This is a genomic window from Corallococcus sp. AB032C (assembly GCF_003668935.1).
Taxonomy (GTDB): domain Bacteria; phylum Myxococcota; class Myxococcia; order Myxococcales; family Myxococcaceae; genus Corallococcus; species Corallococcus exiguus.
The window spans coordinates 21,601-34,657 of the sequence record NZ_RAWP01000057.1 but is presented as its reverse complement, the minus strand read 5'-3'; the positions used below and the strand labels follow the sequence as shown (position 1 = coordinate 34,657).

The window sequence follows — 13,057 nt, the reverse complement described above, 5'->3', positions numbered from 1 at the left end:
ACTGGGACTTCCCGTTCTCCTCACTGGAGGCTCCCCGCCCATGCGCTCTTTCCCGACGTCCCTGCTGTTGGCCACCTGCCTCCTGACCGGGTGCCGGACGGCGAGAGAAGCACCGGCGGCACAGGCGAAGGCGGACTGCGGTCCGGTGATTCCGGGCATGGAGGCGGTGCTCAAGCCCGCGGCCTTCGTCGTGTTGGGAGAGATTCACGGCACGCAGGAGGCTCCGGCCTTCGCGGCGCGGCTGGCATGTCACGCGGCGGCGGCGGGACAGCCGGTGCGGCTGGCGTTGGAGTTCCCGGTGGAGGAGCAGGCGCGCCTGGACGCGTTCGTCGCGGGCGAGTCCGAAGGCCCCCCCGACAGTGCCTTCTGGCGCCGTGAAGTGCAGGACGGCCGCAGCAGCGAAGCCATGCGGAGCCTGTTGGAGCGCGCGAGGGAGTTGAGGCACGCGGGGCTGCCGCTGCGGGTGGTGGCGTTCGACGCGGGGGGCAAGGACCGCGATGACACGATGGCGGCGCAGCTCCGTCAGGCGCGGAGCGAAGCACGTGGAGACATCTTCATCGTGCTCGTGGGCAACCTGCACGCGCGTCGCGACGTGGGCGCGCCCTGGAACGAGAAGCTCCAGTTCATGACGCACCGGTTGCTCGAAGCGGAGCCCGGGCTGGTGTCGCTCGACCTGGCGAACACCGGGGGCTCCGCGTGGATCTGCCGGGGCATGACGGCGGACACCTGTGGCCAGCAGTCCCTGCGAAGCCGGGGCGAAGCGCAGGCCCCGGGCATCACGCTCCAGAAGAACGCGGAGGACCCGGACGGCTACGACGGCACCTACGCCGTGGGAGCACTGAACGCCTCACCGCCCGCGTTCGGAGCCACGAGCACCGCGACGCCCGAGCCTCGCTGAGTCTCCGAACCAGGTGTCGTCCCGCCCACGCCCGGGCCATCGAGGAGTGGCCGACCTCCCACCGGGCGCGCTACATGCGCGGCTCCATTCTTTTTGGGCACGAGGAACCTGGAATGCTCGCACGCACCTGGCGCGGGGTGACGAAGGCGGAGGACGCCGACGCCTACCTCGCCTATCTCCACCAGACGGGCCTCACGCACTACCGGCGCACGCCGGGCAACCTGGCGGCGTACTGCCTGCGCAAGGTGGCGGACGGGCGCGCGGAGTTCCTCCTCGTCACGTTGTGGGAGTCCATGGACGCGGTGAGGCGCTTCGCGGGGGACTCGCCGGAGCGCGCCATCTTCTTCCCGGAGGACGACCGCTACCTCATCGACCGCGACGTGCACGTCACCCACTACGAGGTCCCCTTCGCGGAAGGCCAGGCCTTCGAGCCCCAGCGGATCCGCTTCGACGACTTCCGGGTGGCGGGGCCCGCGGGCGACCTGCGGCTGGTGGACACCGGCGGCGGCGGCAAGGCATTGCCTGTCGTCTTCGTGCACGGGCTCGCGGGCAACGCGTCCCACTGGCAGGCGCAGCTGGAGCACCTGACCCGTCAGGGCCGCCGAGGCATCGCGCTGGAGCTGCGCGGCCACGGAGGATCCACCGTGCCGGAGCCGGAGGACTACACGCTGGAGTCACTCGCGGGTGACATCGCCGCCGTCGTGCGCGCGCTGGGGCTGCGCCGCTTCGTGCTGGTGGGACACAGCATCAGCGGGGGCGTGACGCTGGCGTACGCGGGGGAGAACCCGCGGCAGGTGGCGGGGCTGTTCCTGGTGGATCCGATGACGGACTCGCGCCAGTACCCCGAGGAGCAGGTGGCCGCATACATCGCCTCGCTGGATGCGCCGGACGTGGCGCAGGCGGTGCGGCAGGACTGGGCGCAGATGGCGGGGCCGCGCGCGGACGTGCGCGAGCGGCTGCTGGCGGACCTGGACGCGACGCCGTTGTCCGCCGTGACGGCCGTGCAGCGCTCCAGCCTGCGCTTCGACCTGACGGCGGCGCTCGCGCGCTACCCGGGGCCGAAGTTCTCGCTCGTCGCGCCGGACAACGACGCGCCGCACAGCCTCCACCGGCTGGGGGAAGGCGTGGCGCACCAGGTGGTGGAGGGCGCCGGCCACTGGATCCAACTGGACCATCCGGACGAGGTGAACGCCGCGCTGGACGCGTTCCTCACGAAGTCAGCACCAGCTTGACGAGCTCCGGGGGGCTGCCAAGCCGCATGGGTGGCCCCCAGAAGCCGCAGCCCCGGCTGACGTAGATGTGTGAATCGCCGTGCCGGTAGTGACCGGCGGAGTGCTCCCAGCTCAGCCCGATGAGCGCCGTCATGGGGAAGAGCTGGCCGCCGTGGGTGTGGCCGGAGATCTGAAGGTCCACGCCGCGCTCCGCGGCCACCTTGAAGTTGGCGGGCTGGTGCGCGAGCAGCACCGCGGCGCGCTCGGGGTCGCGGTCCGCGAGCGCCAGGTCCAGGTCATAGCCCTTCTGACCCAGGCGCCGGCCGCCGTGCCAGTCATCGACGCCGACCAGGTCGAACGTGCCGCCCGCGTCGCCAATGCGCACGTGCCGGTTGCGCAGCGAAGGAATGCCCATCGAGCCCAGATGGGCCACCCAGTCCTCCGCGCCGGACGAATAGTCATGGTTGCCGGTGACGAAGAAGCTCCCATAGCGAGCATGGAGGTTGCCGAGCGCCGCGACGAAGCCGCCCAGCCGGGGCACGGTGCCATCCACCAGGTCACCGGTGATGGCGACCAGGTCCGGATTGAGCGCATTGGCCCGCCGCACGAGCTCGTCCATGAAGCGCCGCTGGATGAAGGGGCCCACGTGCAGGTCGGTGAGCTGCACGATGCTGAAACCGTCCAGCGAGCGGGGCAGCTTCGGAATGCGAACCACCACCTCCGTGACCTCCGGAGCAGTGAACGCGCGCCAGCTCCCATACCCCGCCAGGCCTCCACCCAAGGCAAGAGCCCCACCCGCGGTCGCCTGCGACAGGAAGCGCCGCCGCTCAGCATCCACGGAAGGCGCGGAGGGAGCAGGACGAAGCCGGCGTCCCAAAGCGAACACGGCGCGTCCCAGGTCGACGCCCGCGAGCCCGAGCACCAGGCACAGCGCCACGCCCATCCACGAATAGGACACCAGCTCCACGACGTCGCCAGGAGCCTCCGGAAGCGTGCGTTGCAGATACCGCCGCGCAATCAGCACGAGCGTCATGAAGCCCAGCACGAACGCGGCAACGAGCCGGGGCCCACGGCGGGACGTGAGGTTCCACACAAGCCGCCGGAACAGATACAGGTGCCCGAGCACGGCACCCAGCGCGATGAGGAGCGAGAACGCAGACAGCGGCATGGGCCCAAGCCTCCCGCGCCTCGTGCCCGAGCGCACCTGAATCCGTGCTCGGCCGGCCGCCCGCCGTCTTGTTCAGTCCAGTTCGTCCCAGAGCACGGCGAGCTTCAATGCCACTGCCTCGAAGGGTTCGGCGCACACGGAGTCGGTTCCAGAATGGGTCGCCAGCTGCACGTACTGTCCCGACTCCAATCGGAACACTTCCAGGGTGCGAAGAACCGGGTCGATGAACCAGACATGCCGCACACCTTCGCGCGCGTACACCGGAAGCTTCACCTTGCGGTCCAGGCTTCGCGTCGAGGGAGACAACACCTCACAGACCCAGTCAGGAGCCAAGGCAAGGGCCACGGCCTTCGGAGCATGAGGGAGTCGTTCGCGCCGCCAGCCCGCCAGGTCCGGAATGAGGACGTCCTCTCCCAGACTGAGCTCGGGTTCGAGCACGATGTACCAGCCTCCCGGGCCTCCCAGGCCAAAGATAAAGGGATTGCCCAGCTTCGCCATCAGGAACGAAGCCGCCGTGAGATGGGGAAATGCCGGACGGGGGCTCGCATACAACTCCCCCGCGACAATTTCCCCCACGACCCCTTCCGGGAGCGCCTCCAGGTCCGCGTAGGTCGCGGGTTTCTTTCCCATGGATTCCCTCCAGTCCTCGCCGCCCATCACTCTATCCATGACGGGAGGAGGTAGCACGCCCGTCTGACGTACAAGGGTGGGTGGATACTCCTGAACCCTGGAGGTCTCACGCCTTCAGCTCATCGTGCGGCCCCAGATGAATGCGAGGTCCAGTTCCACGGCGCCGAAGGGCTCCGCCCGCACGGGCTCATCCCCGACATGCGTGAGCAGCGCCACGTACCGTCCATCCCGCAGGACGAACACCTCCAGCGTGCGCGTCCGCGGATCCATCAACCAGACGTGCCGCACGCCCTCGCGCGCGTACACAGGCATCTTCGCCTCGCGGTCCAGCTTCCGGGTGGATGGCGACAACACCTCGCAGACCCAGTCCGGCGCGAGAGACGTCGCTGCTGTTTCGGGAACAGCGGGCATCCGTTCCTGCCTCCAGCCCGCGACGTCCGGAACCAGGACGTCCCCTCCGAGATGCAGCTCTGGCTCCTCCATGAGGAACCACCCGCCGGGCCCACTCCGCCCCCGCTCGAAAGGGCCCAGGAGTTCGCCCCCCAAACGGTGGGTAACTGTCCCATGCCGCATCGTCGGCCGTGGGCTTGCATACAGCTCCCCCGCGACGATCTCCCCCACGACGTGGTCGGGAAGCGCCTCCAGGTCCGCATAGGTCGCAGGCTTCTTTCCCATCACGTCTCCCCATTCCTCGCCGCCCATCACTCTATCCATGACGGGGAGAGGTAGCACGCCCGTCCGACATGACAGGGCACACGTCTGGCGCCCTACCCTACACATCTTCCACGGATTCCCCGTCCAATTCCCTGCCGCGCCTCCACGCGGTGGTTAAGAGGCCCGCGCTTCCTTCCATCTTCACGAAAGGCCCCCTCATGGCCACGCCGCTCCAGGGACGTGAAATCCGCCTGAAGTCCCGCCCGCACGGTGAGCCCACGCCGGACAACTTCGAGTTCGCCACGGTCTCCGTCCCGGAACCCGCCGAGGGCCAGGTCCTCGTGCGCAACCACTTCATGTCCGTGGATCCGTACATGCGCGGCCGCATGAACGACGCGAAGTCCTACGTCCCGCCCTTCAAGCTGGGCGAAGTGATGGACGGCGGCAGCGTGGGCCAGGTGATCCGCTCGCGCTCGCCTGACTTCAAGGAAGGCGACTTCGTCGTCGCCGGCACCGGCGGCTGGCGCGAATACGCCGTCGCTCCCGCGAAGCACTACCAGAAGGCCGACCCGTCCGTGGGCCCCCTCTCCGCGTACCTCGGAGTGCTCGGCATGCCGGGCATGACCGCGTACGTGGGCCTGCTCGACATCGGCAAGCCGAAGGCTGGCGACACCGTCTTCGTGTCCGCCGCCGCGGGCGCCGTGGGCGGCGTCGTGGGCCAGATTGCCCGCATCAAAGGCTGCCGAGTGGTGGGCAGCGTCGGCTCGGACGCGAAGGTGAAGCACCTCCGCGACGACCTGAAGTTCGACGCCGCCATCAACTACAAGTCCGCGCCCATCGCCGAGTCCCTGGCCAAGGCCTGCCCGGACGGCATCGACGTCTACTTCGACAACGTGGGCGGCGACCACCTGGAGGCCGCCATCGGCCTGATGAAGAACCACGGCCGCATCGTCCTGTGCGGCGCCATCTCCGTGTACAACGCCACCGCCCCCACGCCCGGTCCGCGCAACCTGGGACTCGCCGTGGGCAAGCGCCTCACCCTCCAGGGCTACATCGTCATGGACCACGCGGACCGCCGGGCGGACTTCCTGCGTGACGTGGGCCAGTGGCTGCGCGAGGGCAAGGTCCAGGACGTCTCCACCATCGTGGATGGCCTGGACAAGGCCCCCGACGCCTTCATCGGCCTGCTGCGCGGCGACAACACCGGCAAGATGCTGGTGCGCCTGACGAAGGACGCCTGACGCTCGCTGGCCAACGTCACGAACGAGCGCCACCGGACACAGCCGCCGTCTTGCGTCCTGCACCTCCCAGACGCGGGACACAAGACGTGCGGCCTCCGCCGCGTCCGGCACCCTGCACGCCCTTTCGCAGGAGGCAGTGCGGTGACCTCACAGAAACAGCCGGACGCGGTGCGCGTGGATGAGAAGAGCAAGGACCAGCAGCTCGCGCGGGACCGCTCGGAGCCCACGGGCAACTTCCTCACCACGGACCAGGGTATCCGCGTCGAGCACACCGACGACTCGCTCAAGATTGGCGCTCGCGGCCCCACGCTCCTGGAGGACTTCCACTTCCGCGAGAAGATGACCCGCTTCGACCACGAGCGGATCCCCGAGCGCGTCGTCCACGCGCGCGGCGCCGGCGCCCACGGCTACTTCCAGGTCTACGAATCCCAGGCGAAGTACACCCGCGCGAAGTTCCTCCAGGACCCGTCCAAGAAGACGCCCGTGTTCGTGCGCTTCTCCACCGTCGCGGGCTCGCGCGGCTCCGCGGACACCGCGCGCGACGTGCGCGGCTTCGCGGTGAAGTTCTACACGGAGGAGGGCAACTGGGACCTGGTGGGCAACAACATCCCCGTCTTCTTCATCCAGGACGGCATCAAGTTCCCGGACATCATCCACGCCGCCAAGCCGGAGCCCCACCACGAGATTCCCCAGGCGGCCACCGCGCATGACTCCTTCTGGGACTTCGTGTCGCTCGTCCCGGAGACGATGCACATGATCATGTGGATCATGTCCGACCGCGCCATCCCGCGCAGCCTCCGGATGATGCAGGGCTTCGGCGTCCACACCTTCCGCTTCGTCGACGAAAAGAACACCTCGCGCTTCGTGAAGTTCCACTGGAAGCCGCTGCTGGGCACGCACTCGCTCGTCTGGGATGAAGCGCAGAAGCTCGCCGGCAAGGACCCGGACTTCCACCGCCGCGACCTCTTCGAGGCCATCGAGCAGGGAGACTTCCCCGAGTACGAGCTGGGCGTTCAAATCCTGGAGGAGAAGGACGCGCAGGCGATGGGCGTGGACCTGCTGGACGCGACGAAGCTCATCCCGGAGGAGGTGGCGCCGGTGCAGCCCGTGGGCAAGCTCACGCTCGACCGCAATCCGACGAACTTCTTCGCGGAGACGGAGCAGGTCGCCTTCTGCGTGGCCAACATCGTGCCGGGCATCGACTTCACGGATGATCCGCTGATGCAGGCGCGGCTCTTCTCGTACCTGGACACGCAGCTGACGCGCCTGGGCGGACCGAACTTCGCGGAGATTCCCATCAACCGCCCCGTAGCGCCGGTGCACAACAACCAGCAGGACGGCTTCGGCCGGCACACGAGCAACATGGGCCGCGCCAACTACTTCCCCAACTCGCTGGGCGGCGGCTGCCCGTTCCTCGCGGGCCAGCAGCAGGGTGGCTACGTGCACCACCCGGAGCAGGTGAGCGGCAAGAAGGTGCGCGAGCGCGCCGCCTCCTTCAACGACCACTACAGCCAGGCAGCCCTCTTCTTCCGCAGCCTGTCCGAACCGGAGCAGCAGCACCTCATCGACGCGTGCCGCTTCGAACTGGGCAAGGTGGAGACAAAGGCCATCCAGGAGCGCATGCTGGAGCACTTCGCGAAGATCGACGCCCTCCTGGTGTCGGCCGTGGCGGAAGGGCTGGGCCTGCCCGCGCCCAAGGCCACGCCCGTCACGCCCAAGGGTCCTCCCGCGTCCAAGGCCCTGAGCATGGAGGCCATGAAGCTGACCACGCCTCCGTCCATCAAGACGCGGAAGATTGGCGTGCTCGTCGCGGACGGCGTGGACGCGGACGAGCTGATGGCCCTGCGCAAGGAACTGGAGTCACAGGGAGCGCAGCTGAAGGTCATCGCCAGGCGCCTGGGCACGGTGAAGGCCTCCAACGGCAAGGAGGTGCCAGTGGACAAGAGCGCCATGACCACCGCCTCCGTGGAGTACGACGGCGTCTTCATCCCCGGCGGCGCCGCGAGCGTGGCCACGCTGAAGAAGGACGGCGAGTCGCGCCACTTCGTGCAGGAGGCCTACCTGCACTGCAAGACGGTGGGCGCGTCCAAGGACGCGGAGGAGCTGCTCAAGGCCTGTGAAATCGACCCGGCCGCGCCCGGCGTCGTCGCGGGCTCCAAGGCCGGGGCCGGCGCGGCGCTGGCCACCGCGTTCGCGAAGGCGCTCGCGAAGCACCGTCACTGGGACCGCAAGGACAACGACCGCGTCCCGGCCTGAGGTCCACGGAGGCGAAGGTCACCGCGTCCGCTGTGACGCGGTGACGCGCCGCCATCCGGGAGGACAGCCCTCGCGCAGCACCCGCGCCGCCGCGAGGGCACAGGCGTAGCTGCTCGTGATGGGGCGCTCGCACCACGCGCCATCCGCGTACAGCCGCACCGTGGCCGCGTCCTCGACGTGGTCCACGATGTCCCCCTTCCTCAGCGCGTGGGCCATGGCCGCGTCCGCCACCGTCATCACCGACGGCAGCCCGGACGGCAGACCCGACACGGGGCCCGCGGCGCAGAGCACCACGCTGCCCTGCTCCACCGCGCGGTCCAGCAGCGCGGTGAGGGGCGCCTCGAAGGCGCGGCCCACGGTGCCCAGGCTCAGGTTGATGAGGTCCGGCCGCACGTCCTGCGTGAGCCACTCCAGCGCTTCCAGCAGGCCCAGCGAATCGCCGCGCATCCGGCCATCCAGCACGCGCGCGACGTACCACTCCACGTCGGCACCGGGACGGCCCTGCTCCATCAGGATGCTCAGCACCGCGGTACCGTGGCCGTGCGTGTCCTCCAGGTCCTCCAACACGGAGTCGCCGCCACGCCAGGCCGCCAGCTCCTCACGCGAGTGGACACGGGACTCCAGGCGCCGCGCCTCACGGTCCACCGTGAAGCTCGCGGCCCCGGCGAGCGACAGCCCCGCCCCGCGAAGGAAGCCTGCCGACACTCCACTGTCCACGATGGCGACCTTCATGGGGGCAGGGCCTTGCGACACGCCTAGCAGGAGCTGCTCGAGTCCTCGCCCACCGGGTACTTGAGCTGCGGGAAGTAGGTGCCCACCCACTGCGTGCCATTCCACGTGTAGTTCTGGCCGTTGAGGTACGACGTCGCGCAGGCGTGGCCCATCAGGTCCTCGGACCCGCTGACTTCCTCCAGCAGCTTCGACACGTCCTTGCTCGTGAACTTCATGGCGACACTCCTTTGGGGGGAGAAGCGGGCAGGAGCCTAGGGGGCCGGGGAGCGGGTCGCAATGATGTGGGGCGTCCCGCGCAGGGGAGCGCGGCGCCGGACCCTCGAGGGGGTCAGGGTCTGCCGGTCCACCGGTGTGAGAGGTGTCTCGCGATGAAGCTCTGGGCCCGCTGGTTCCGCATTCCCTTCTGGCAGCGCGTGCTGGGCGCGCTCGCGGGGTGGGCGCTGGGCGACCGCGCCGGCACGTGGCTCCACATGATGCGCACCCTCACCAACGTCACCGATCAGATGCGGGTGCCCATCCTGGTGGCCCGCGAGGAGGGCCTCCTGGACCTGGCCGTCTACAACCGCGCGTCCAGCAACGTGGGGCTGGAGGAGCCCCCGTCACCGGCCGCCTGAGCGCTACTTGCAGGTCTTCGCGGGCATCGAGTCGATCCAATCCGCGACGAGCTGCGCGCCCTCCGCGTGGTGAATCGTGCGGCCAATCTGCGGCATCATCTTGCCGGACTCCTCCGTGTGCAGCCGGTACCAGAGGATGGACTCCGCGTGGTTGCCGGGGACGATGTCGAACTCGCCGCCCACGCCCGCTCCCGCGGAACCCGGGCGCTTGCACTCGCCCAGGCTGAACAGGCTGGTGTTGTCGAAGTTGAGGAACAGCTGGCTGGTGATGCCCGCCGTGCCCTTCGGGTTGTGGCAATGCGCGCAGTTGATGTCCAGGTACGTGCGCGCCCGCGTGTCCAGGTTCGCCGACTGCGGGTCGAACGCGTCCGGCGCCTTCGGCAGCTCCGCCTGGGCGGGCAGCCCGTCCAGCTTGCCCAGCGACGCCAGGTACTCCAGCTGGTCGCGCTCCACGCCGCCGTAGGTGTTCGTGCGGTGCAGGTAGCGCGCCTTCACGCCAATGGGGTGCATCACCTGATCGCCCTTCTCATCCACCAGGTGGTGGCACTGCTGGCACTGGTTCTTCTGTGGCACCGAGTACCGGAACGACCGGGTCTCCCCCTCCAGGTCGATGAACGTCACGTCGCGCAGGCGACCGCCGGGGACCATCGTGGCCTCCGTCTGCTCCGCGTTCCAGACGTACGGCCACGCCTCCCAGCCGGAGGGCTGGCGCACCAGGACGCGCGTCTCGATGACCCGCACGTCCTGGTCCGGCTTCCGCAGGTCCGCCGGGAAGGCGAACGTCTTCGTGATGAGCGTCCCCACCGGCAGGTCCAGCGCGTCCTTCGGCTGGTAGTGCGCCGTCTTGCCGGGGGGGATGTAGAGGGTGCGTGACTTGACCGCATAGTCGGAGAACAGCGGCGTGGACAGGGTGTAGGGCACGTTGCCCTCCACCGGGATGAGTCCCCCGTCCGCCGGGCTTCCGGTGAACAGCCCGAAGCCCGACAGCGTGTTGGGGATGGCCAGCGGAGGCCCCGCGTCCACGGGACCGGCGTCCGGATTGCCCGCATCGAGCGTTCCGGCATCCGTCCCCGCGTCCACGGTCCCCGCGTCCGGTTCACCCGCGTCGGGAACCCCCGCGTCCCCCGTTCCGGCATCCGGCACGGTTGTCCCCGAGTCGGGTGTGGGCCCGGGGCCTTCCGGGTCAGAGGAACCGCAGGCCGCCAGCGTCAACGCCAGCAGCACCACGGAGAGACGGGGGCTCACGAACGACGTCCACATGGGTGTCACGCTCCCTGACCGCGGTTACTGGATGAAGTCGCCAATCGTCAGCGCGGGGCTGAAGCCCGAGCAGTTGAACTCCGCCTTCGTGGCCGGGTAGTGCCGCGTGAGGGCCCACCCGCCCGCGAAGTTGCCCGTGGCCGCGGCCGCACCCGCCGCCACCAGGTCCAGGTCCGCGATGGCGTTGACGGTGCCCGTGGGCAGCGTGTTGTCGGCGAAGCAGATGTTGATGGGGTTCAGCTCCGCGCGGGCATGGCCGTAGGGGTCCACGCCGTCCCACACCAGGTGCTCCACGCCCTTCGCGCCCTGCGTCTCGCCGTAGGTGTAGAGCGCCGCCAGGGCCGCGCCCAGGGGCCGCAGCTGCGGGCTCAGGTTGCCGTTGTCCACGTTGTCGCCGCTGCCACCCTGGAAGGTGTTGCCGTGGATGTAGACGTCCGAGCTCGCGAAGTTGAAGCCGCCCGCCGCCCACAGCGCGACGTCGTCCTCGATGGTGAGGCCGCTCAGCACCGCCACGTCCACCGTGTTGTTGTTGCCCCAGGTGTTGCCCGTCAGCTCCACGCGGCGCGACGCCAGCATGAACGTGCCCGTGCCCGCCGGCACCTGCGACACCGTGCTGCTGCTGGCCGCGACGGACGCGAAGTTGTGCCGGTTGTTGCCGGTGATGATGTTGTTCTTCACCCGGATGTCAGTGCCCATGATGGGGTTGCCCGGCAGGTCGAACACCACCAGGCCCGTGGTGTTGTCCTGGGCCGTGTTGCCCAGCACGTAGGCGTACTTCGTGTTTTCAATCTCAATGCCCGCCACGTTCTGCTTCGCCACGCTGTTGCGCACGACGGCGTACTCCGTCTGGCCCACGTAGATGCCCGCGTCCGCGGCGTTGTAAGCCTCGCATTCATCGATGAGGACGTACTTGGACTTCACCGGGTACAGGCCGTACTTGCCGTTGCTCTCCTTGTCGGCCTCCGCCCACTCCGTGCGCACGCGGCGCATGACGACGTCGGTGGAGGACTCCACGCGGATGGCGTCCTTCTTCGCGTTCCACACCGCCAGGTCGCTCACCGTGAAGCGATTGCTCACCACGTCCAGGCCGTTGGAGTTCGCCGCGGCGTTGGTGAACACCAGCACCGTGCTGCTCGCCCCGCCGGTGCCCTCGCCCTTCGTGCCCTTGCCCGCGCCCACCAGCGTGATGCCGTTCTGGCGGATGGTGATGGCGTTGTCGAAGGTGTACGTGCCCGCCGCCAGTTGGATGGTGGTGCACTCGGCCATCGTGTTCACCTGGTCCTGGAGCGCCTCCTCCTGACCCGGCGCGAAGTTCAGCGTCGCCTGGGCCTTGCCCTCGCAGGAGAAGGTCCCCGCGCTGCCGCCGTCCCAGGGGATGCCCGTGTCCACGCTGCCCGCGTCGCTGCCGGCGTCCGTGTTCGTGCCCGCGTCCGTTTTCGTACCCGCGTCCACTTTCACGCCCGAGTCCGGCGTGTTGTCGTCGTCATCCGAGCAGGCGGTCAGCGAGAGGGCCCCCACCAGGGCCAGAACGGTCGCGCGCGTAGCGCGGGTCCACTGCAAACGGGGCATGTCGTTCCTCCGCGAGGCCGCTCCGCATGGGCCACGGGGAAGCGCCCGCGGCCCGCGAAGCAGCGGGAAGGCGGCATGCTCGGAGCAAAGACACACTGGCGACAAGCACAAGTTTCACGTTTGTGTTTTGACGCGGCGCCCCTTCAGTCACGCTCAAAAAAGCACGCGCACGCGGTAAGCCTATCGTCCGCAATGTGTCCGGAATGCGAATGACGCACGGCCCCATGGCAGGCGCGCGGTCAGGCCCGTGGGCATGAGCGCCGCGCTCCCCGGAGCCGACCCGCGCGGTCATCTTGAGAAGGAGGTCGCGGCGCGGTTCCCCTCTCCCGCGACGGAAAGAACGAGGACGCCCATGCGCACTGGCCCCCTGGTGACCCTGGTGGTGGCGCTCGCGGCAGGTCCGGCCGTGACCGCCCTGGCGCAGCAGGACGAAGCGATGACTGCCCCGGACGGCAATGATTTGCAGAACCCGGATGACCGGCAATCACTGACAAGCGATTCCGGCGACGGCACCTTCTGGGACAATTACTGGTATCAGCCGCCCGCGGAGAGCGGGTTCCAGCAGCCGCTCGCCGGTTCGTATCAACTGGAGCAACCGCTCGCCGGTTCGTACCAGTTGCAGCAGCCGCTCGTCGGCACGTACCAACTGCAGCAACCGCTCATCGGCGCGTATCAACTCCAGCAACCGCTCGACGGGACGTACCAGCTGCAGCAGCCGATCAACGGGACGTACCAGCTCCAGCAGCCGCTCATCGGCACGCGGCAGCAGCGCCTGCCAATGCCTGGGACGGGCGCCACCCGGGCGCGCTGAGCCTTTCGCGCCA

Annotated in this window: 13 protein-coding genes; 6 read left to right on the top strand and 7 right to left on the bottom strand. The window is 68.9% G+C overall.

Annotation, left to right across the window (positions count from 1 at the left end; translation table 11 throughout):
* Nucleotides 1-40 precede the first annotated feature (40 nt).
* Nucleotides 41-898, top strand: a complete 858-nt coding sequence (locus D7X99_RS24060; protein ID WP_121779821.1) for a hypothetical protein — start codon at nt 41-43, stop codon at nt 896-898.
* 113 nt (nt 899-1,011) lie between these two features.
* Nucleotides 1,012-2,130 (top strand): alpha/beta fold hydrolase, encoded by a 1,119-nt coding sequence (locus D7X99_RS24050; RefSeq protein WP_233613682.1) that lies wholly within the window; start codon nt 1,012-1,014, stop codon nt 2,128-2,130.
* Here the strand turns inward: D7X99_RS24050 and D7X99_RS24045 are convergent.
* The 3 genes from D7X99_RS24045 to D7X99_RS24035 form a co-directional block, all read right to left on the bottom strand.
* Nucleotides 2,108-3,277 carry a metallophosphoesterase gene (locus D7X99_RS24045; RefSeq protein ID WP_121779820.1) on the bottom strand — a complete coding sequence of 390 codons (1,170 nt, stop codon included), beginning with the start codon at nt 3,275-3,277 and terminating at the stop codon, nt 2,108-2,110. The two genes, D7X99_RS24050 and D7X99_RS24045, sit on opposite strands and share 23 nt — an antisense overlap.
* Nucleotides 3,278-3,349: 72 nt before the next feature.
* Complete coding sequence (locus D7X99_RS24040; RefSeq protein ID WP_121779842.1) at nt 3,350-3,907, bottom strand: Uma2 family endonuclease; 558 nt, start codon at nt 3,905-3,907, stop codon at nt 3,350-3,352.
* A gap of 114 nt (nt 3,908-4,021) precedes the next feature.
* Entirely contained in the window at nt 4,022-4,582 is a 561-nt protein-coding gene (locus D7X99_RS24035) for a Uma2 family endonuclease (protein WP_121779841.1), read from the bottom strand.
* 197 nt (nt 4,583-4,779) lie between these two features.
* Between D7X99_RS24035 and D7X99_RS24030 the strand changes: the two genes are divergently transcribed.
* Together D7X99_RS24030 and D7X99_RS24025 are read left to right on the top strand one after the other, a co-directional pair.
* Nucleotides 4,780-5,802 carry an NADP-dependent oxidoreductase gene (locus D7X99_RS24030; protein WP_121779819.1) on the top strand — a complete coding sequence of 341 codons (1,023 nt, stop codon included), beginning with the start codon at nt 4,780-4,782 and terminating at the stop codon, nt 5,800-5,802.
* Nucleotides 5,803-5,943: 141 nt separating this feature from the next.
* The gene (locus D7X99_RS24025; RefSeq protein ID WP_169848351.1) at nt 5,944-8,058 is read left to right on the top strand and encodes a catalase; all 2,115 of its coding nucleotides are present in this window, start codon (nt 5,944-5,946) and stop codon (nt 8,056-8,058) included.
* An 18-nt stretch (nt 8,059-8,076) separates the two neighbouring features.
* On the opposite strand, the gene D7X99_RS24020 is transcribed toward D7X99_RS24025, so the two are convergent.
* Together D7X99_RS24020 and D7X99_RS24015 are read right to left on the bottom strand one after the other, a co-directional pair.
* The gene (locus D7X99_RS24020; protein ID WP_121758483.1) at nt 8,077-8,790 is read right to left on the bottom strand and encodes a S8/S53 family peptidase; all 714 of its coding nucleotides are present in this window, start codon (nt 8,788-8,790) and stop codon (nt 8,077-8,079) included.
* Nucleotides 8,791-8,813: 23 nt separating this feature from the next.
* Entirely contained in the window at nt 8,814-9,005 is a 192-nt protein-coding gene (locus tag D7X99_RS24015; RefSeq protein ID WP_121779818.1) for a hypothetical protein, read from the bottom strand.
* Between the two features lie 153 nt (nt 9,006-9,158).
* On the opposite strand from D7X99_RS24015, the gene D7X99_RS43860 reads away from it, so the two are divergent.
* Nucleotides 9,159-9,404: a hypothetical protein gene (locus D7X99_RS43860; protein WP_233613680.1), complete on the top strand. Its 246-nt coding sequence runs from the start codon at nt 9,159-9,161 to the stop codon at nt 9,402-9,404.
* Between the two features lie 3 nt (nt 9,405-9,407).
* Here D7X99_RS43860 and D7X99_RS24005 read toward each other — a convergent pair whose 3' ends face one another.
* Together D7X99_RS24005 and D7X99_RS24000 are read right to left on the bottom strand one after the other, a co-directional pair.
* Nucleotides 9,408-10,649, bottom strand: coding sequence for an SO2930 family diheme c-type cytochrome (locus D7X99_RS24005; RefSeq protein ID WP_233613678.1), 1,242 nt, complete (start codon nt 10,647-10,649; stop codon nt 9,408-9,410).
* 39 nt (nt 10,650-10,688) lie between these two features.
* On the bottom strand, nt 10,689-12,233 hold the full coding sequence (locus tag D7X99_RS24000) for a parallel beta-helix domain-containing protein (RefSeq protein ID WP_121779816.1): 1,545 nt from the start codon (nt 12,231-12,233) through the stop codon (nt 10,689-10,691).
* A 352-nt stretch (nt 12,234-12,585) separates the two neighbouring features.
* On the opposite strand from D7X99_RS24000, the gene D7X99_RS23995 reads away from it, so the two are divergent.
* Complete coding sequence (locus tag D7X99_RS23995; protein ID WP_121779815.1) at nt 12,586-13,044, top strand: hypothetical protein; 459 nt, start codon at nt 12,586-12,588, stop codon at nt 13,042-13,044.
* Nucleotides 13,045-13,057 lie beyond the last annotated feature (13 nt).

What these genes read in the sequence shown, in the direction of transcription:
- D7X99_RS24060 (WP_121779821.1), top strand. Translation starts at nt 41, where the DNA reads ATGCGCTCTTTCCCGACGTCCCTGCTGTTGGCCACCTGCCTCCTGACC.
- D7X99_RS24050 (WP_233613682.1), top strand. Translation starts at nt 1,012, where the DNA reads ATGCTCGCACGCACCTGGCGCGGGGTGACGAAGGCGGAGGACGCCGAC.
- D7X99_RS24045 (WP_121779820.1), bottom strand. Translation starts at nt 3,277, where the DNA reads ATGCCGCTGTCTGCGTTCTCGCTCCTCATCGCGCTGGGTGCCGTGCTC.
- D7X99_RS24040 (WP_121779842.1), bottom strand. Translation starts at nt 3,907, where the DNA reads ATGGGAAAGAAACCCGCGACCTACGCGGACCTGGAGGCGCTCCCGGAA.
- D7X99_RS24035 (WP_121779841.1), bottom strand. Translation starts at nt 4,582, where the DNA reads ATGGGAAAGAAGCCTGCGACCTATGCGGACCTGGAGGCGCTTCCCGAC.
- D7X99_RS24030 (WP_121779819.1), top strand. Translation starts at nt 4,780, where the DNA reads ATGGCCACGCCGCTCCAGGGACGTGAAATCCGCCTGAAGTCCCGCCCG.
- D7X99_RS24020 (WP_121758483.1), bottom strand. Translation starts at nt 8,790, where the DNA reads ATGAAGGTCGCCATCGTGGACAGTGGAGTGTCGGCAGGCTTCCTTCGC.
- D7X99_RS24015 (WP_121779818.1), bottom strand. Translation starts at nt 9,005, where the DNA reads ATGAAGTTCACGAGCAAGGACGTGTCGAAGCTGCTGGAGGAAGTCAGC.
- D7X99_RS43860 (WP_233613680.1), top strand. Translation starts at nt 9,159, where the DNA reads ATGAAGCTCTGGGCCCGCTGGTTCCGCATTCCCTTCTGGCAGCGCGTG.
- D7X99_RS24000 (WP_121779816.1), bottom strand. Translation starts at nt 12,233, where the DNA reads ATGCCCCGTTTGCAGTGGACCCGCGCTACGCGCGCGACCGTTCTGGCC.
- D7X99_RS23995 (WP_121779815.1), top strand. Translation starts at nt 12,586, where the DNA reads ATGCGCACTGGCCCCCTGGTGACCCTGGTGGTGGCGCTCGCGGCAGGT.